14 protein-coding genes are annotated in these 16,411 nt (G+C 70.1%); 5 read left to right on the plus strand and 9 right to left on the minus strand.

All coding sequences use genetic code 11. From position 1 onward, the window contains the following. Window position 1 precedes the first annotated feature (1 nt). Window positions 2–706: a succinate dehydrogenase gene (locus FBY35_RS04550; protein ID WP_142212547.1), complete on the minus strand. Its 705-nt coding sequence runs from the start codon at window positions 704–706 to the stop codon at window positions 2–4. Window positions 707–789: 83 nt separating this feature from the next. On the opposite strand from FBY35_RS04550, the gene FBY35_RS04555 reads away from it, so the two are divergent. Further along, window positions 790–1,680, plus strand: a complete 891-nt coding sequence (locus FBY35_RS04555) for a LysR family transcriptional regulator (protein WP_142214896.1) — start codon at window positions 790–792, stop codon at window positions 1,678–1,680. Between the two features lie 46 nt (window positions 1,681–1,726). Here the strand turns inward: FBY35_RS04555 and FBY35_RS04560 are convergent, their stop codons facing one another. The 4 genes from FBY35_RS04560 to pip all read right to left on the minus strand — a co-directional run bounded on the left by FBY35_RS04560 (window position 1,727) and on the right by pip (window position 7,090). Further along, window positions 1,727–3,892: a bifunctional diguanylate cyclase/phosphodiesterase gene (locus FBY35_RS04560; protein ID WP_186356855.1), complete on the minus strand. Its 2,166-nt coding sequence runs from the start codon at window positions 3,890–3,892 to the stop codon at window positions 1,727–1,729. Further along, the gene (locus FBY35_RS04565; protein WP_142214897.1) at window positions 3,892–4,704 is read right to left on the minus strand and encodes an SAM-dependent methyltransferase; all 813 of its coding nucleotides are present in this window, start codon (window positions 4,702–4,704) and stop codon (window positions 3,892–3,894) included. The genes FBY35_RS04560 and FBY35_RS04565 overlap by 1 nt, the downstream gene beginning before the upstream one ends. 222 nt (window positions 4,705–4,926) lie before the next feature. Beyond that, window positions 4,927–5,919 carry an SCO0930 family lipoprotein gene (locus FBY35_RS04570; RefSeq protein ID WP_142212549.1) on the minus strand — a complete coding sequence of 331 codons (993 nt, stop codon included), beginning with the start codon at window positions 5,917–5,919 and terminating at the stop codon, window positions 4,927–4,929. Window positions 5,920–6,124: 205 nt separating this feature from the next. Then, window positions 6,125–7,090, minus strand: coding sequence for a prolyl aminopeptidase (pip, locus tag FBY35_RS04575; protein ID WP_142212550.1), 966 nt, complete (start codon window positions 7,088–7,090; stop codon window positions 6,125–6,127). 268 nt (window positions 7,091–7,358) lie between these two features. Between pip and FBY35_RS04580 the strand changes: the two genes are divergently transcribed. After that, window positions 7,359–7,877, plus strand: a complete 519-nt coding sequence (locus FBY35_RS04580; RefSeq protein WP_142212551.1) for a hypothetical protein — start codon at window positions 7,359–7,361, stop codon at window positions 7,875–7,877. A gap of 110 nt (window positions 7,878–7,987) precedes the next feature. On the opposite strand, the gene FBY35_RS04585 is transcribed toward FBY35_RS04580, so the two are convergent. Continuing rightward, a complete protein-coding gene (locus FBY35_RS04585; protein ID WP_142212552.1) occupies window positions 7,988–8,527 on the minus strand; it encodes a hypothetical protein in 540 nt (179 codons plus the stop codon). Between the two features lie 312 nt (window positions 8,528–8,839). Here FBY35_RS04585 and FBY35_RS04590 point away from each other — a divergent pair, with 312 nt between their 5' ends. Further along, a complete protein-coding gene (locus tag FBY35_RS04590; RefSeq protein ID WP_142212553.1) occupies window positions 8,840–9,490 on the plus strand; it encodes a class F sortase in 651 nt (216 codons plus the stop codon). A 65-nt stretch (window positions 9,491–9,555) separates the two neighbouring features. On the opposite strand, the gene FBY35_RS04595 is transcribed toward FBY35_RS04590, so the two are convergent. After that, window positions 9,556–10,398 carry a polysaccharide deacetylase family protein gene (locus tag FBY35_RS04595; RefSeq protein WP_142212554.1) on the minus strand — a complete coding sequence of 281 codons (843 nt, stop codon included), beginning with the start codon at window positions 10,396–10,398 and terminating at the stop codon, window positions 9,556–9,558. 101 nt (window positions 10,399–10,499) lie between these two features. Further along, the gene (gene lysX, locus FBY35_RS04600; protein ID WP_142212555.1) at window positions 10,500–13,805 is read right to left on the minus strand and encodes a bifunctional lysylphosphatidylglycerol synthetase/lysine--tRNA ligase LysX; all 3,306 of its coding nucleotides are present in this window, start codon (window positions 13,803–13,805) and stop codon (window positions 10,500–10,502) included. A 61-nt stretch (window positions 13,806–13,866) separates the two neighbouring features. On the opposite strand from lysX, the gene FBY35_RS04605 reads away from it, so the two are divergent. Then, window positions 13,867–14,340: a universal stress protein gene (locus FBY35_RS04605; RefSeq protein ID WP_186356856.1), complete on the plus strand. Its 474-nt coding sequence runs from the start codon at window positions 13,867–13,869 to the stop codon at window positions 14,338–14,340. 24 nt (window positions 14,341–14,364) lie between these two features. Here the strand turns inward: FBY35_RS04605 and FBY35_RS04610 are convergent, their stop codons facing one another. Then, window positions 14,365–15,432, minus strand: coding sequence for a CapA family protein (locus FBY35_RS04610; protein ID WP_142212557.1), 1,068 nt, complete (start codon window positions 15,430–15,432; stop codon window positions 14,365–14,367). A 245-nt stretch (window positions 15,433–15,677) separates the two neighbouring features. On the opposite strand from FBY35_RS04610, the gene FBY35_RS04615 reads away from it, so the two are divergent. Continuing rightward, window positions 15,678–16,205, plus strand: coding sequence for a sigma-70 family RNA polymerase sigma factor (locus tag FBY35_RS04615; RefSeq protein ID WP_142212558.1), 528 nt, complete (start codon window positions 15,678–15,680; stop codon window positions 16,203–16,205). The last annotated feature ends 206 nt before the right edge of the window (window positions 16,206–16,411 follow it).

Genomic DNA, 16,411 nt, shown 5'->3' on the forward strand with positions numbered 1-16,411 from the left:
GTCAGCTCACCACTCCGGTCATGACGGCGACGGGTACGGAAATGAAGCCCACGGTGAGCACCAGCGCGAGGACATTGGCGAGACACTTGAGTACCCGGTCGCGGGTTGCGTTGCCGACACCGAGGGTCTGGGCGGCGCTCCAGAAGCCGTGACGGACGTGCAGTCCCACCGCGAGCATCGCGACGATGTAGATGACATCGCCGTACCAGGTGGAGAAGGTCGCGACGACGTTCTCGTACGGATGGCCCGGCTGGGCGTTCTCGTTCACCGTCAGCGTCGTCAGGTCGAGCAGGTGCCAGACGATGAACAGCGCCAGGATGATCCCGCCCCAGCGCATGGTGCGGGTGGCGTAACCGGCCCGGCGCCGCTTGTGCGCGTACTGCACGGGGCGCGCCCTGACATCCCGCCTGCTGAGCTGGTACGCCGAGACCGCGTGGCCCACGACGGCCGCGAGCAGCACGACCCGGACGATCCACAGTCCCCACGCGTAGTGCAGTACGGGTTCGCCCATGGTGCGCAGCCAGTGGCCGTAGGCGTTGAACTCCCCCGCCCCGAAGAAGACCTTGAGGTTGCCCATCACATGCGCGACAAGATAGCCGAGCATGATCAGACCGCTCACGGCCATCACCGTCTTCTTGCCGACCGTCGATCCCCAGAAGGTGCGCGGGGGCGACGGTTTTCGATCCGTCCGCGTTGCCAGAGCCATACCAGGGACGCTAGGGCCGGGATACTCCAGAGGTCCAAGACATGATCCGGCTCATCTCCATAGCCCTGACCTATCGTGGTGGCATGCAGTTCCAGCAGCTTCTCTACTTCGTCGCGGTCGCGGAGACCCGGCACTTCACGCATGCCGCCGAGCGCGTCCATGTGTCCCAGCCCTCGCTCTCACAGCAGATCAGGGCGCTGGAGAAGGAGCTCGGTGCCGAGCTGTTCAGCCGGGCCCGCGGCAATATCGCGCTCACGGACGCGGGCGAGGCGCTGCTGCCGCTGGCCCGCCGTATCCTCGCCGACGCCGACACCGCCCGGCGCGAGGTGCAGGAGCTGGTGCAGCTGCGCCGGGGCCGGGTCAGGCTCGGCGCGACACCCAGCCTCTGCACGGGGCTGCTCCCCGAGGTGCTGCGCGCCTTCCACGACCTGCATCCGGGCATCGAGCTCCTGATCGAGGAGAGTGGTTCGCACGATCTCGTACGGGAACTGGCGCGCGGCTCCCTCGACCTGGCCCTGATCGTGCTGCCGCTGCCGCCCGCCTCACCGGCGCTGACCACGGTCGAGCTGCTGCGCGAGGACCTGGTGGTGGTGTCGTCCGCATCGGTGGCTGGACCGCGGCGGCCGGTGCGGATCGGCGATCTGCGTGATCAGCCGCTGGTGATGTTCCGGCACGGCTACGACCTGCGCGAGCTGACGGTCGCCGCGTGCCGGGCGGAGGGATTCGAGCCGGGCTTCACCGTGGAGGGCGGCGAGATGGACGCGGTGCTCGGCTTCGTGCGGGCGGGGCTCGGCATCGCGGTCGTACCGAGCATGGTCGCCGACCGGTCCGGCCGTGACCTGCGGGTCACCCCGCTCGCCCGGCCGGGACTGCGGCGCACCATCGCGCTCGCGCACCGCAGCGACGTGGCCCCGCCGCGGGCGGCCCGCGAGCTCCAGCGTGTGCTGCTCGGCTCGCGGGCGGCGGTGCACTGACCCATGCGGCCGAGGGCCGCACAGGGGGTCTGCATCCCGGCGGACGTCAGACCGCGTCCGCCAGAGACAGCGCGTGCAGCTTGTCCGGCGGGCCCGGGCGCGCGTAGTACCAGCCCTGCGCCGTGTCACAGCCGAGTTCCCGCAGCTGCGCCGCCTGCGCGCCCGTCTCCACTCCCTCGACCGTGACCGCAAGTTCCAGGCTGTGGGCCAGCGAGACGATACCCTCGACGATCTTCAGATCGACGGGGTCGACCGGATGGCGTTGCATTCCCTGTGTGAAGGACCGGTCGAGCTTGAGGACGCTCACCGGCAGCCTGCGCAGGTTCGCCAGGTTCGAGTACCCCGTACCGAAGTCGTCGAGCGCTATGTCCACGCCCATCTCGGCGAGTTGGCGCAGCGGCTTGAGCAGGTCCTCGTCCGCTCCTATCAGCGCGGACTCGGTCACCTCCAGGCAGAGCGCACCCGGTTCGAGGCCGGAGCGCTCCAGGACGTCGACGGTGTCGGCGACCAGGCCCGGGTGGTGCAGTTGCGCAGGCGAGAGGTTCACATTGATCCGCAGCGGACCGCCGTCGGAATGGCGCTCCTGCCAGTATCTGGCCTGGCGTACGGCCTCTTGGAGCACCCAGCGCCCCAGCGGCACGATCAGTCCGGTGTGCTCGGCGAGCGGAATGAACTGGTCCGGTCCCAGCACTCCGTGCTGCGGGTGGCACCAGCGTACGAGCGCCTCCGCGCCGTGCACGCTTCCGTCGCCCAGATGCACCAGCGGCTGGTACTCGATGAAGAACTCACCGCGCTCCAGTGCCGCGGGCAGCGCGGTGGTCAGACCGTGCCGGGTGATCGCGCGGGCGTCCGCCTCCGGGTCGGCGAGCTCGAAGCGGTTGCCGCCCGCGGACTTGGCCCGGTACATCGTGATGTCGGCGCTGCGCAGCACCTCGGCAGGGGTGCGCTCACCCGCGGGGCCCTCGACGATGCCGATGCTCCCCCGGACGGTGAACTCCCGTCCGTCGACCCGGATCGGGGAGGCGAGCGCGCCGAGGATACGGCCCGCGAGTTCGTCGACGCCGAGCTGCGTATCGGCTCCGGTGGTCAGCGCCACGAACTCGTCGCCGCCGAGGCGGGCCACCATCTCGCCCTGCGCGGTGGCGCAGCTCTGCAGCCGGTCGGCGACTTCCACCAGAAGCCGGTCGCCCGCCGCGTGGCCGAGGCTGTCGTTGATCGCCTTGAATCCGTCGAGATCGAGGTAGCAGAGCCCGAAGCGTGAGCCCTCGCCGCCGGTCAGGGCCTTTTCCAGCCGTTCGAAGAAGAGCGTCCGGTTGGGCAGTCCGGTCAGGGCGTCGTGCGTGGCCTCGTAGCGCAGCCGCAGATTGAGCAGCCGGCGCTCCGTGGTGTCCTCCATGAGCGCCAGCTGGTACTGCGGCTTGCCTTCGGCGTCCCGCAGCAGAGAGACCGTCAGATTGGTCCAGAGCACGGTGCCGTCATTGCGGAAGAACGGCTTCTCGACGCGGTAGTGGTCGCGTTCGCCGCGTACCAGCTCCCCGTACAGCTGCCAGACGTGGGGCCTGTCCTCGGGATGGGACCACTCGGTCACCTTCCTGCCGCGCACATGGTGTTCGAGGCCGCCGAACATCTGCATGAGCGTGTCGTTGACCTCGAGGATATTGCCGTCGAGGTCGGCGATCCCGATGCCGATCGCGGCTCCCTCGAACACCGCGCGGAAGCGGGCCTCGGTCGCGTGCAGCGCCTGCATGGCGTCGCTGCGCGCCAGCAGCGAGGAGCGGGCGATGGCCTCCTGCTCGGCCAGGGTGCGCTCACGCAACCCCTGGGCGAAACCGGCGGCCAGAGCGTGCTGCAGCTTCGCGCAGCGGGCCCGGCTCTCCTCGGCCGACTGCCCGGGATCACCGCTGCCGCAGTAGAGCACCAGATAGGCGTCGATGACGCCGAGCGTGCGGCTGAGCGCCTCCGGGTGCGTGCAGTGGGCATCGACGAGGGCCGCCCCGATCCGCTGGGCCGTCTGCGGGTCGAAGGGACGCGCGTGCAGCGACTGGCTCAACTGCCGTGCCAGCGGCAGCAGATGCTCTTCGACCTCGGGCCGGGTCAGCGACGTGGCCGTCACCGGGAACACGGCACGGCTCCAGATCGTCGCGAACCGGCGGAGTCTGTCCTCCAGGCCGTCCGGGTCCGCCGGGGGACCCGCCGCCTGCGACGGCGCCATCACGCCTTGCGCCCCACCCCGGCGAAGCCCGAGAAGGCATATGGGTCCTCCTGCTCGGCAGGGGCGTCGGGCCGCCACTGCGGCATGGACACCAGACCGGGCTCGACCATCTCGTACCCCTCGAAGAACCGCATGATCTGCTCACGCGAGCGCATGATCAGCGGGTTGCGTATGTTCCGGTAGACGCCGACGGCGCCGCCCGCCTGCTCCTCGGACAGCGGGATCCCTTCGTACGAGGCGTGGGTGACGACGACCAGACTGCCGGGCGCCAGGGCGTCCCGCAGCTCGACCACGGCACTGTACGGGTCGTCCTCGTCCTCGATGAAGTGCAGTACGGCGACGAGGAGCAGCGCCACCGGCCGCTCCAGGTCGAGCAGTCCGGCGACCTCGGGGCTGTCGAGTATCTGCCGCGGCTTGCGCAGGTCGGCGGAGACGACGGCCGAGTGCTCGTCGCCTTCCAGGACGGCCCGGCTGTGCGCGACAGCGACCGGATCATGGTCGACGTACACGACCCTGGCCTCGGCGCTGGCCTTCTGCGCCACCTCATGGACATTGCCGAAGGTCGGAATGCCGGAGCCGATGTCGAGGAACTGGGTGACGCCCTCACTCACCGCGTAATTCACGGCCCGGCGCATGAACGCCCGGTTCGCCTGCATGATCTTGGGGAGGCCCGGCATGAACTCCATCGCCTTGCGGGCGGCCTGCCGGTCGACTTCGAAATTGTGCGAACCGCCCAGGTAGTAGTCGTAAATCCGGGACACGCTCGGCACCGATATGTCGATGCCCTGCGGGGCCCAGGCGGGACGCTCCATCGATGTCTCCAACAAGTCGCCACGGGGGAGTTCGGCCATGTTCATGGCCAGTGTTCGAGCCGAGGCTACTGATCGCCCGCCGAGAGAGCGAGCCCAAACGGAAATTAGCGGTCCGTTCTTGGTCACACAGGTTGCTGCGCACGGGTGTTGACATAACGACCGGCCCGCCATCACGCAGGGGGCGTGAGACGGGCCGACCGGGCCGGAGGCGCAGCGTGGGGACTACTTGGGCGCTCCGACCAGCTTGCCCTGGGGAGAAACCGCGTACCAGGTGCCGCCAACGCCCTGACCATTGGTGTCACCGGGCTTGGCGTCGCCCGCGAAGGTGTAGATCGGCCAGCAGTCGATGCTCTGCTGCTTGATTCCGTCGGGACGGTTGAAGGTGACGAAGCCCTTCTTGATGATTCCCTCGGTGTCGTTCTTGTCCACAGGGGCGACAACCGGCCACTTCTTGAGGCATTCTCCAGTGCAGGCCGACTTCATGGGCCAGGCGGAGTCCTTCTTGAAGCGGTAGACCGTCATACCGTTCTTGTCGACGATGATCTCGCCGAGCTTGGGGTCCTTACGGACGGACAGGCCCGCGAGATCCGCCTGCTCGCCGCCTTCTGCCTCGCCGCCGTCGCCGTATTCCGAGCCACCGCCGCCGCCGCCGGCTCCGCCCGCGGCCTTCTTGCCGTCGGGGGCGGAAGCGAACCAGGTGCCGCCCACTCCCTGGCCCTTGGCGTCACCGGGCTTGGTGTCCTTGGCGTAGCGGTACATCGCCCAGCCGCCGATGGTCAGCTGCTTGCTGCCGTCGGACCGGGTGACCTCGCCGATCAGGGAGGGGTCGATGCCGGGAGCGGCCGAGGCGCCGCCGGCGGCCACGACGGGCCAGGTCTTCGCGCACTGGCCTTCGCAATTCGACTTCGGCGGGCTGGCGGTGTCCTTGTCGAAGCGGTAGAGCGTGAAGCCCGCGCTGTCGGTGACGACCTTGCCGAGCTCCTTGCTGTCCCACACGGCCAGTTGACCGGCGGGCTTGGCCGCCGCCTGGGCCGCGGTGCCGGAATCGGAACCGTAGTCGGAGCCGTAGCCGCCGGCGGCGGGCGCGGCCGGATTGACGGCTCCGACGGCCTGGCCATTGGGAGTCTCGGTGCCCTTGTCCTGACCGCACGCCGTCGTCAGAGCGAGTACGGCCGCCGCAGTCACCGCGAGCGAGGCGTTCCGCCAGGTGTTCATGTCCACTCCTGTTGTCCATCGAACCCGTTGCGACGCCTGGGTGCGCCGTGTTCATGGCCCTAGGTACGGACAGCGGGGCGGGATGTGTTCAACGCGTCCGGAAAAATATCCGAGGTCGCGACCGCGAATCGGCGAAATCCCCCTTCCGCCAGGGGAATTCATCACACAACGAAATGGCCTGATCTCAACTGCACCACAGGCTCCATCAGTCACTCGGGGAGCCGAACCGGTCCAGTGCCCGGCGCACCTGCCCTCGCATCGACCGGCTGCCCTTGTGCCCGGAGTCGTCGACGACCACCAGCTGTGCGTCGGGCCAGCCGCGCTGGAGTTCCCAGGCGGTGTCGAGGGGGCTGCTCAGATCGAGCCGACCGTGGAAGAGCACTCCCCCAATTCCCTTCAGCCGGCCGGCGTCGCGCAACAGAGCGCCCTCGTCCAGCCAGGCGCCGTGGGCGAAGTAGTGGGAGGCGATCCGTACGAGCGCCAGCCGCGCGGCCGGCGGGCGGCCGCCATAGGGGCTGGGAGCGCCCTGCGGTTCCATGGACAGGACGGTGTCCTCCCAGCGGCACCACTCGGCTGCGGCCCTCTCCCGTACGCCGGTGTCGGGGTCCGCCATCAGCCGCGCGTAGGCGGCCACCGGATTGACCTCGCCGTCGGCGGCCGGGGCGAAGGAACTGAAGCGGTCCCATGCCTCGGGGAAGAACCGTCCGACGCCGCGGTAGAGCCAGTCGATCTCGGACCGACGGGTCGTGGTGACGCCGTTGACGACGATCTGGGACACCCTGTGAGGATGCCGCTCGGCGTAGGCGAGAAGCAGCGTCGAACCCCACGAGCCGCCGAAGAGCAGCCAGCGCTCGATCCCGAGGTGCTCACGCAGGCGCTCCATGTCGGCGAGGAGGTGGCCGGTGGTGTTGTGGGTCAGATCGGACGACGGGTCGGCGGCGTGCGGTGTACTGCGTCCGCAGCCTCGCTGGTCGAACAGGACGACGCGATAGCGGTCCGGGTCGAAGTAGCTGCGTACGCCGGTGGAACATCCGGATCCGGGGCCGCCGTGGACGACGAGTGCGGGCTTGCCCCCGGGGTTGCCGCAGACCTCCCAGTGGACGAGGTGGCCGTCGCCGACATCGAGCATCCCCTGCTCGTACGGCTCGATCGGCGGATACAGCTCGGACATCCTTGCGCTCCCTGTCTGGACGGACGACCCGGACGCTCAGTACACCCCGGGCCGGGGCCCACCGGCCCCTCCTTTCTCATCCCCCGCCCCGGACGACCGCCCGACACGCCCGGCCGTCCGCCGCCCGGGCGACACCGATACCCCATTCGCGCTACAGCGATCGCGGGGCATAACAGCCGCTTCTAGCGTTTCGGGCATCGAGGTGCATTCCCCGCATTTTGTGGAAACAGGTTCCGCAGCTGCTCCTCGGAGACCCGGAGGACTGACCATGCGCGCGAAACGTGCCGCATCCGCCGCTCTGCTGGGAGTGGCCTCACTCGCTCTGACCGCCCCCATCGCCACGGCAGCCGACAGTCAGGCGTCGTCGCCCGTCTTCAGTGTCACCCCCTCGACCGTCTCGCCGGGCGGCCGCGTCACCCTGTCCGCCAGCGGGTGCAACACGACCTCCACCGCCTCTTCCGGGGTCTTCAACACCGTCAGCATCAGCCCGGGTTCCTCGGCCACGGTCACGGTCGACCTCAGCGCCAGGCCGGGCGCCCAGTACTCGGTCCAGTTCAACTGCCCGGGGCAGGGCACGGGCTCGTTCAACCTCACCATCACCGGCGGCCGGTCCACGCCGACCATCAGCACCACGTCCACCGCGCCCGCGGGTGTCAGGGGAGGGCTCGGCGGCAGCATCGGCGGACTGAACGCCGGGGAACTCGCCCTCGGCACGGCGCTGGTGGTGATCGCGGCCACCGGCACGATCTTCGTCGTACGCAGGCGCGCGGAGGGCCGTCGGCACTGACGCCCACCCGCCACTTGAGCGCTGATCGCCCCGTAACCGCCCGCCGCCCCGAGTCCTGGCCAGGACTCGGGGCGGCGGGCGGTTACGGGTTGACCGGGAGGTTCGACCAGTCAGACCTTTCCGCTGATCATGCGGCGACGCCGGACGATGAAGAGCGAACCGCCGACGGCCGCCGTGGCGACGAGTCCGCCGCCGATCGCCATCTCGGTGCCGCTCGGGCCTACCGAGCCGCCGAGGCCGCCCTGTGCGCCGCGGCCGGCCAGCACGGTGAACTGCGCGGTCGCAATGCCCTGGCTGTCGTTGCACCTGACGGCCAGGTTGTACTGTCCCGGCGCCGCGTTGTCGTTGACCCGTGCGGTGGCGGTCGAGATGCCGTTACGAGCCTGGGAGAGATTGGTCTGCGGGAAGGCGTTGGACGTGACCGTGCCGCCGCGGTTGCAACCCCGGACGGTGACGGTCAGGGTGCCGCCCTGGTGGACGGCCTCGGGGCTGACGGAAAGGACCTGGACCCCGCCGTCGCCCCCCTGCCCCCTGCCACCCTGGCCACTTCCCCCTTGACCGGCGTCGCCGCCGGCCGCGGCCATCGGGGCAGAGAGCCCGACGGCCGCGATGGCGGCCGCGGCCACTGCGAGAGCGCGTGATGCACGCATCGTAGAACCTCCTGTGGAAGACGCCCCAAAGCGGCGCTCCGGGCGATTCGACGAGTACGTCTTCCACGACGAACCCTCACCGGGCCGAACGACCCCCGCATTTCGGAATTGATCCCTTCCGGTGAGCGACACGCCGACGACACGCCGGAGGATCTGACGGAGTCCCAGGTCACGGACCGTCAGAATTTTTATCCGACAAATACGTCGTATGGGCCAGCCTCCCCCTGCCTGCCACCCGTTCGCCTCTCCCTCCTCGCCGGTCCTCCGGTGGTCACTTAGCGTGCGTACAGGCGCCTACGAAAAGGGAGAGTCATGGGCGAGTTCTACAGCGGCTCGGAGTCGAGGAAACGCTCGCCCTGGGGCGTACTGGCCCTTGTCATGCTCACCGGGTTGGCGATGATGAGGAACGGCGTCGATGTGGGCCTCGGCCCGCCCCAGCCGGCCTCCGCCGCATCGCTGAGCCGCCCCGGCGAGATCTTCGCCCCTGTGGTCGCCGCCCGGACGCTGCCGTACGCCCCCGCGGAACGCGTGCGGATCCCCGCGATCAAGGTCGACGCGCCCATCATGAACGTGGGCCTGGACGCCGACGGCTGGATCGAGGCACCGCCGCCCCGAGACCCCAATATCGCGGGCTGGTACCAGAACGGCATCTCCCCGGGCCAGCGCGGCACCGCGGTCGTCGTCGGCCATGTCGACAATCTGTCGGGGCCCGCGGTCTTCTACGGTCTCGGCTCCATCCAGAGGGGCCACCACATCGAGGTGGCCCGCTTCGACGGCAAGACCGCGGTCTTCGAGGTGTACGGAGTCGAGGTGTTCTCCAAGGCGAACTTCCCCGGGGCCCACGTGTACGGCGACACGGGCTTTGCCGAACTGCGCGTGATCACCTGCGGCGGCGGCTATTCGAAGCGCAGCGGCTACGACGGAAACGTCGTTGTCTTCGCCAGGATGATCAAGATCCGCTGACCTGGGCCCAGAGAGCGGTCCGCCACCCGGCCGCCCGCCGGTACGGGCGGCGGTCCGGGCGGCGCTCAGCGGTGCGGCACGGTGATGCGGTATCCGGCGTCCAGCAGCCTGGGCAGATAGCGGCGCAGGGCTGCGACGCTCTGGGATCGGTTGCCGCCCGCGTCGTGCGAAAGGATCACGGCGCCCGGCGCCGCGCCGTCGAGCACCTTGCGGACGATTGTCGTGGTGCCGGGCTCGGTCCAGTCGAGCGAGTCGACGGTCCAGCCCACGGGCTCCATGCCGAGTTCCGCGCCGATCTCGAAGGTGAGCTTGTTCCATGCTCCGTACGGGGCGCGGAACCACAGCGGCGCGGCACCCAGGGTCCGCGCGATGACTTCGCTGGTGCGGCCCAGTTCGCCGCGGATTTTCGAGGCCGGGAGCTTGGGGATCAGCGGGTGGGACCAGGTGTGGTTGCCCACGACGTGTCCGTCGTCGGCGATCTCGCGCAGCAGTTCACGGTTGGCGGCGGCCATCTCGCCGCAGACGAAGAACATCGCGTTCACGTGGTACTGGCGCAGGGTGCTCAGAATGCCGGGCGTGTAGTGGGGATCGGGCCCGTCGTCGAAGGTGAGCACCAGGGTGCGGCCCAGCTGGGGAAACCGCTCGAAGGGTCTGGTGCGCACGGGCGGGAGCGCCCGGTGGAATCTCGGTGGGGCGTCTGCCGTCATCGGCCGCAGCCGGTACGCCGACTCGTGCATGGGCGGGCCCGCCGCGGCTGCCCGGGGGCCCGCCGCCGGGCCCGGGGATGCTTCCCTGCCGGGGCTCCGGTCCCGCTCGGTGAAGAGCGTCCCCATGGTGACGGCAGCGCCGAGGCAGGCCGCGATACGGAGTACCGAACGGCGGCCCGGGAGCATCTGATCCGCTTTCATGACTAACTGCTCGCACGAATGGGGCCGCCACCGCTGCATCAACACCGTTCGGGCGGGCGAAAGCACCCGATGGGAGCAGTCCGGTGGGCGCGAACGGCGCGTCAGTTGCGGCGGACCAGCGGGAAGGGCAGTGTCTCCCGGATGGTCAGTCCGGTGAGGAACATGACGAGCCGGTCGACCCCGATCCCGAGACCGCCGGTCGGCGGCATCGCGTACTCCAGCGCGTCCAGGAAGTCCTCGTCGATCTCCATGGCCTCCGGGTCGCCGCCCGCGGCCAGCAGGGACTGCGCGGTGAGCCGGCGCCGCTGCTCGACCGGGTCGGTCAACTCCGAGTAAGCGGTGCCCAGTTCGGTTCCAAAGGCGACCAGGTCCCAGCGTTCGGCCAGCCGGGGGTCGCGGCGGTGCTGGCGGGTCAGTGGGGAGACGTCGGTCGGGAAGTCCTTGTAGAAGGTGGGCAGCTGGGTCCGCTCCTCGACGAGGCGCTCGTACATTTCGAGGACCACGTCGCCCCGGGTGTCGTCCGGGATGTGCGGCACACCCGCCCTGTCGCACAGACTTCGCAGCACCGCCTCGTCGGTGTCGGCGTCGATCTGCTCGCCGAGCGCGTCGGACACCGCTTCGTACAGCGTCCTGACCGGCCAGGGACCGGAGATGTCATGCTCCACCAGCTTGCCGTCCGGGCCCGCCTTGTGCGCGATCGGGGCGCCGAAGGCGGCGGTGGCCGCGCCCTGGATCAGCTCACGGGTCAGATCGAGCATCACGTCGTAGTCGGCGAAGGCCTGGTAGGCCTCCAGCATCGTGAACTCGGGGTTGTGCTTGTAGGAGACGCCTTCGTTGCGGAAGGTCCGGCCCAGCTCGAAAACCTTCTCCAGACCGCCCACGCACAGCCGCTTGAGATAGAGCTCGGGGGCGATCCGCAGATAGAGATCGAGGTCGTAGGCGTTGATGTGAGTGGTGAAGGGGCGCGCATTGGCCCCGCCGTGGATCTGCTGCAGCATCGGCGTCTCGACCTCGAGGTAGCCGCGCTCCAGCAGCCCCTGGCGCAGTGCCTGGACGGCGGCGGAGCGGTGGCGTACGACATCGCGGGCGTCGGGGCTGGACACGAGGTCGAGATAACGGCGGCGGACACGCGCCTCGGGGTCGGCGAGGCCGCGCCGTTTGTCGGGCAGCGGGCGCAGGCACTTGCCGGTCAGCTGCCACGCGCTGACGAAGAGGGACAGCTCGCCCTTGTCGCTCGCGCCGATCTCGCCGGTGGCGGTGATGTGGTCGCCGAAGTCGACGTCGGAGGTGAAGCGCTTCAGTACGTCCGCGCCGCAGGTGTCACGGGCGAAGGCGAGCTGGAGGTCACCGGACCAGTCGCGCAGCACGGCGAAGACGACGCCGCCGAGGTCGCGTACGACTATCACGCGCCCCGCGACAGTCGCCTTCCGGCCGGTGCGGGTACCGGCCGCGGGTGCGGGGGTGAGGCTTCGGATCTCGGCGAGCGTGTCGGTGCGCTGCGCGATACCGACCGGGTAGGGATCGGTGCCGTCCGCCCGCAGCCGCTCCAGCTTGCGGTGACGGATGCGCACCTGCTCGGGCAGCCGCTGCTCCCCCGCCGTCTCCGCCGGGGCCGGGCCCACCAGACCGAGGGAATCGATGGACGGCAGCCCCGCGGTCGTGACGGGGCTGACCACGCCCCGGTTCCGTGCCTTCCCCTTGCCCCAGAGCTTGCGCAGGCTCGGTACGGAGACGAAACCCTCCGCGATCCCCGAGGCCAGGCCGACGCGGGCGAGGGAGCCGGCATCCCCGTAGCAGAGGAAGCGCGGATACCACTCGGGCTGGTACTTCACGTTGGAGCGGTAGAGGGCTTCGAGCTGCCACCACTTGGAGAAGAACAGGAGCAGCCTGCGCCACATCCGCAGGACCGGGCCCGCGCCGATGCGGGCGCCCTCCTCGAAGGCCGAGCGGAAGACGGCGAAGTTGAGGGAGATGCGGCGGACGCCGAGTCTGTGTGCCTGGGCGCAGAGTTCGGCGACCATGAACTCCATCACGCCATTGGGGGCGGTGCGGTCGCGGCGCATCAGGTCGAGCGAGACGCCGTCCTTGCCCCACGGCACGAAGGAGAGCAGGGCGATCAGATGCTCGTCGGCGTCGAATGCCTCGACGAGCAGGCAGTCCCCGTCGGCCGGGTCACCGAGCCGGTCGAGTGCCATGGAGAAGCCGCGTTCGGTCTCGGTGTCCCGCCAGGCGTCGGCCTTGTCGACGATGCGCCGCATCTCCTCGTCGCTCAGGGTCAGGTGGCGGCGGATCCGGACGGTGGCTCCGGTGCGCTTGACCCGGTTCACGGCCTGCCGGGTGACACGCATGTCGCGGCCGTCCAGGTCGAAGCGGGCGACGTTCAGGATCGCCTCGTCGCCGAGCTGGATCGCGCCGAGCCCGGAGCGCGCAAAAGCCCTGGCGCCCTCCTCCGAGGCTCCCATCACGGCGGGGGCCCAGGCATAGCGCTTGGCGAGGTCCAGCCAGGCCTGGATGGCCGGGGCCCAGGACGTCCGGTCGCCGATCGGATCGCCGCTGGCCAGAGCGACACCGGCCTCGACGCGATAGGTGACGGCGCCCCTGCCACTGGGCGAGAAGACGACAGCCTTGTCGCGGCGGGTGGCGAAGTAGCCAAGTGAGTCCTGGGAGCCGTAGGCACCGAGCAGGGCCCGGATCCGGGGCTCCTCGTCACCGTGCAGGGCGGCTTCCATGCGCTGTGAACGAAACAGCGTGGCGGCCGCGCTGAGCAGGGCGATCGCGCCGAAGAGTCCCAGGAGGAAGAAGAGGAATCGCGGCGGGTGGCCGTCGAACTGATCACCGGAGACGAGCCCGCCGAACACGCGGTTGGCGGCCCACAGCAGGCGCTGGTTCTGCGGCAGTCCGCCGGGGAACAGCTCGACCAGGCCCCAGCCGACGAGCACGCCCGCGGCGAGCCCGAGAACGAGGACGAGAAGCGCATGACCCAGCGACGCGCGCCGGGACTTGGCGTAGAACTCCCCGCGCGCCGCGACGAGCACCGCGACGGCGGCGATGCAGAGCACCAGATTGGGGATCCACGACCACTCGTGGTCGATGGCCACGACCAGCACGTCGGCGATCAGCAGCAGCGCCAGATAGCTGACGACCAGCCACCACGCGGCCTTCTTGCGCGCGCCGATGGCCGCGGCGAGCAGCAGCAGGAAGGCCGCGTAGGCGAGGTTCGCGCTGACGGGGACGGTGACGCGGTCCAGGAACACGGCGACGGGGCGAAGCAGGCGCCGCAGCGGAGGGATGACGGCGAGGATCGCGCAGAAGACACCGAGGGCGGCGAAGAACATCGCGAACGCGTCGGGCACCCTGCTGAGCAAGCCGCCACGGGCGGAAGTGGGCTCCTCCACGGTGACACTCATGATCTGCACTTTAGGGAGGGCACAGGCGGGCCGCCTGTTGGAAGGGGATAGCCTCGATGGTGTGACCGAGCAGCGGCCCCACCAGCAGCCCCAGCGCTTCGAGCGCGGCACGGACGGCCCGAAGGTGATCGTCGTCGGTCTGGACGGATCCGATTCCTCGATGCGGGCGGCGGCGTACGCGGGAGGGCTTGCCCGGCGGCAGAACGCCCTGCTCGCGGTTGTGTACGTGCAGCCGGTGATGCCGACCGGTTCGGCGTTCGGCGTTCCGGTCGGGGACGCGGCCGGGGACATCACCGAGGAACTGGTGGCCGAGATCCGCTGCGCCGCAGAACGGGTCAAGGGGATCTGGGACGTCCGCTGGGAGTTCCACACCGTCCGCGGTGACCCGTACAGCGGACTGGTCACGGCGGCCGACGAACTGAAGGCGGACGCCGTGGTGGTGGGTGCTTCGGAGTCCGCGGGCCACCGGATCATCGGCTCGGTGGCCGTCCGGCTGGTCAAGGCGGGGCGCTGGCCGGTGACGGTCGTACCGTAGGGCCGGTCCGGATGCCGGGTGGCGCTACCCCATGGTGAGGCCGTCCCCGGCCGCGCCGCGGCTGAGCACCGCCTCCAAGATCGCCTGCTGCGCCTCACGAAGCTCGTCCCGGTCCGCCCCGCCGTGCAGCGCCTCCGGGAGATTGATGACGCGTCCGGCGTCGGTGTCCGTCCACGTCGGGACGAACTCCGCCTTCTTCACCACCCAGCGCCGACCGGGCCCTGCGGGCGGTACGAAGGTGAAGCGGGCCATGGATCCCTGGTTGCCGCCCATGCCGTAGACGATCCAGGTGCCGTTGACCTTCTCGTACGGCTGTGGCACACGGGCGTGCGTGCCGAGGACGAGGTCGATGTCAGGGCGGCCCGCAGTGGTGGACGCGGTGAGCCGCCTGCCGAGGCTCAGTTGCCGATCGTCGGGCTCGGTCCGCCACTGGTGACCCCAGTCCAGACTGACGACGACCACATCCGCTCCGGCCCTGCGGGCGGCGCGCGCATCGGCGACGATCTTCTTCTCGTCGATGCGACTGACCGTCCAGGACCGCTCGTCGGCGACCGTGCTGCCGTTGGTGCCGGAGCTGTAGGCCAGTTGGGCGACCTTTGCGCCGCCGGCCCTCAGCCAGGCGGGGCGGCGGGCCTCGGCGGCCGTGCGGGCCGAACCAGCATGTCTGAGGCCCGCCGTGTCGAGCGCGTCGAGGCTGCGGTTCGAGGTGGTCGAGCAGGAGTCGTACCCGGTGGAGCCGAGCGCCTTCGCGAGTTGCGGCAGGGATGTGGCGGTGGCGTAGTGGCAGATCGCCAGATCGGCCCGCGAGACGACGGACCTGACACCCGCGAGCATGGGCCGGAAGTCGTAACCGTCGCCGCCCGCGTCCGTCCTGGCCCGGCTGACGGCCGAGTCGTGCGGGAGCACGTCACCGCTTGCGACGAGCGTGAAACCGCGCGTTACGCCGGCACCTCCCGCTGCGGAGGGGGCGGGGTGCACGGTCCCCCCGTGCTGCGGGGTGCCGGCGGGGCCCGTCTGTCCGGCACAGCCTGCCGCGGTGGTGAGGAGTACGAGGGTGGCTGCCACCGTTCCCTGACGCGTGCGCTGAGTCATCGGTCAGGGTTGCCCGTCAGGGCACGGCCGAGTCAAGCGACGAAGCCGACATGTCACTGAGACGGAGCCCGGGACACCCCCAGGGGTGTCCGGCCGTTCGATTGCTACCGGCCGACCGCTCACCGCACCATTCGCCGCTCCGTGCGACCGCTCGCCGACGACCGCTGCAGGCCGTCTGTCCCTCGGCGTCCCGATGCGTTCGTATACGCCACGTGGCAGCGACTCCGCGCGAAAGGGTGTAGGCAATGGCGACGGCGACCGCGACGACCGACGAGCGGGCCATGGCGGAGCTGCAGCGTGAGCACGGGCCCGCCCTGCTCAGCTTTCTGCTCGGTCTGACCTACGGGGACCAGCAACGCGCCGAGGACTTGCTGCAGGAGACGCTCGTACGTGCCTGGCAGCACCCCGAGGCCTTCGACGGGCCCTACGAGTCGATGCGGCCCTGGCTCTTCACGGTCGGCAGGCGGCTCGCGATCGACGCCAGGCGCTCCCGGCTGGCCCGGCCGACCGAGATCGGCGACGGTGTCCTCGCCACCACGCCGGACCCGGCGGATGTCACTGAGACGGCCGTCGCAGTGCTGGACGTGCGGGCCGCGGTCGAGTCACTGAGCCCGGAGCACCGCGCGGTGCTGGTGCACATCTACTTCCACGGGCTGAGCGTGAACGAGGCGGCGGAGGAACTCGGCATACCTGCCGGGACGGTCAAGTCGCGTTCGTACTACGCACTGCGTGCGCTTGCCCGCTGTCTGCCGGGGTACGCGCGCCGCCGCTGAGCACCCGCCCGGGGTTCGCACCGCTCGTCGCGCCGGGGCGACCGTTCGTCGAAACTCTGCGTCCGTGCGGCTGATCGCCGAGCAGGCCGGGATCCGCCGGGCGGCGACATGTGGAGAGTTCTCGACCGACCCACACGCGGCCACCAACCGTCCCCGTGACGTGCTGCGGTGGCGGATTCCCTCGCCCGGCCGTCGCGGCACGGGGG

Origin of the sequence: Streptomyces sp. SLBN-118, assembly GCF_006715635.1 — a bacterium.
Lineage (GTDB): Bacteria > Actinomycetota > Actinomycetes > Streptomycetales > Streptomycetaceae > Streptomyces.

Coding starts and splice junctions, on each gene's coding strand:
- FBY35_RS04565 (WP_142214897.1), bottom strand. CDS start 4,704: ATGGAGCGTCCCGCCTGGGCCCCGCAGGGCATCGACATATCGGTGCCG.
- lysX (WP_142212555.1), bottom strand. CDS start 13,805: ATGAGTGTCACCGTGGAGGAGCCCACTTCCGCCCGTGGCGGCTTGCTC.
- FBY35_RS04570 (WP_142212549.1), bottom strand. CDS start 5,919: ATGAACACCTGGCGGAACGCCTCGCTCGCGGTGACTGCGGCGGCCGTA.
- FBY35_RS04585 (WP_142212552.1), bottom strand. CDS start 8,527: ATGCGTGCATCACGCGCTCTCGCAGTGGCCGCGGCCGCCATCGCGGCC.
- FBY35_RS04595 (WP_142212554.1), bottom strand. CDS start 10,398: ATGAAAGCGGATCAGATGCTCCCGGGCCGCCGTTCGGTACTCCGTATC.
- FBY35_RS04560 (WP_186356855.1), bottom strand. CDS start 3,892: ATGGCGCCGTCGCAGGCGGCGGGTCCCCCGGCGGACCCGGACGGCCTG.
- FBY35_RS04590 (WP_142212553.1), top strand. CDS start 8,840: ATGGGCGAGTTCTACAGCGGCTCGGAGTCGAGGAAACGCTCGCCCTGG.
- pip (WP_142212550.1), bottom strand. CDS start 7,090: ATGTCCGAGCTGTATCCGCCGATCGAGCCGTACGAGCAGGGGATGCTC.
- FBY35_RS04610 (WP_142212557.1), bottom strand. CDS start 15,432: ATGACTCAGCGCACGCGTCAGGGAACGGTGGCAGCCACCCTCGTACTC.
- FBY35_RS04580 (WP_142212551.1), top strand. CDS start 7,359: ATGCGCGCGAAACGTGCCGCATCCGCCGCTCTGCTGGGAGTGGCCTCA.
- FBY35_RS04555 (WP_142214896.1), top strand. CDS start 790: ATGCAGTTCCAGCAGCTTCTCTACTTCGTCGCGGTCGCGGAGACCCGG.
- FBY35_RS04550 (WP_142212547.1), bottom strand. CDS start 706: ATGGCTCTGGCAACGCGGACGGATCGAAAACCGTCGCCCCCGCGCACC.
- FBY35_RS04615 (WP_142212558.1), top strand. CDS start 15,678: ATGGCGACGGCGACCGCGACGACCGACGAGCGGGCCATGGCGGAGCTG.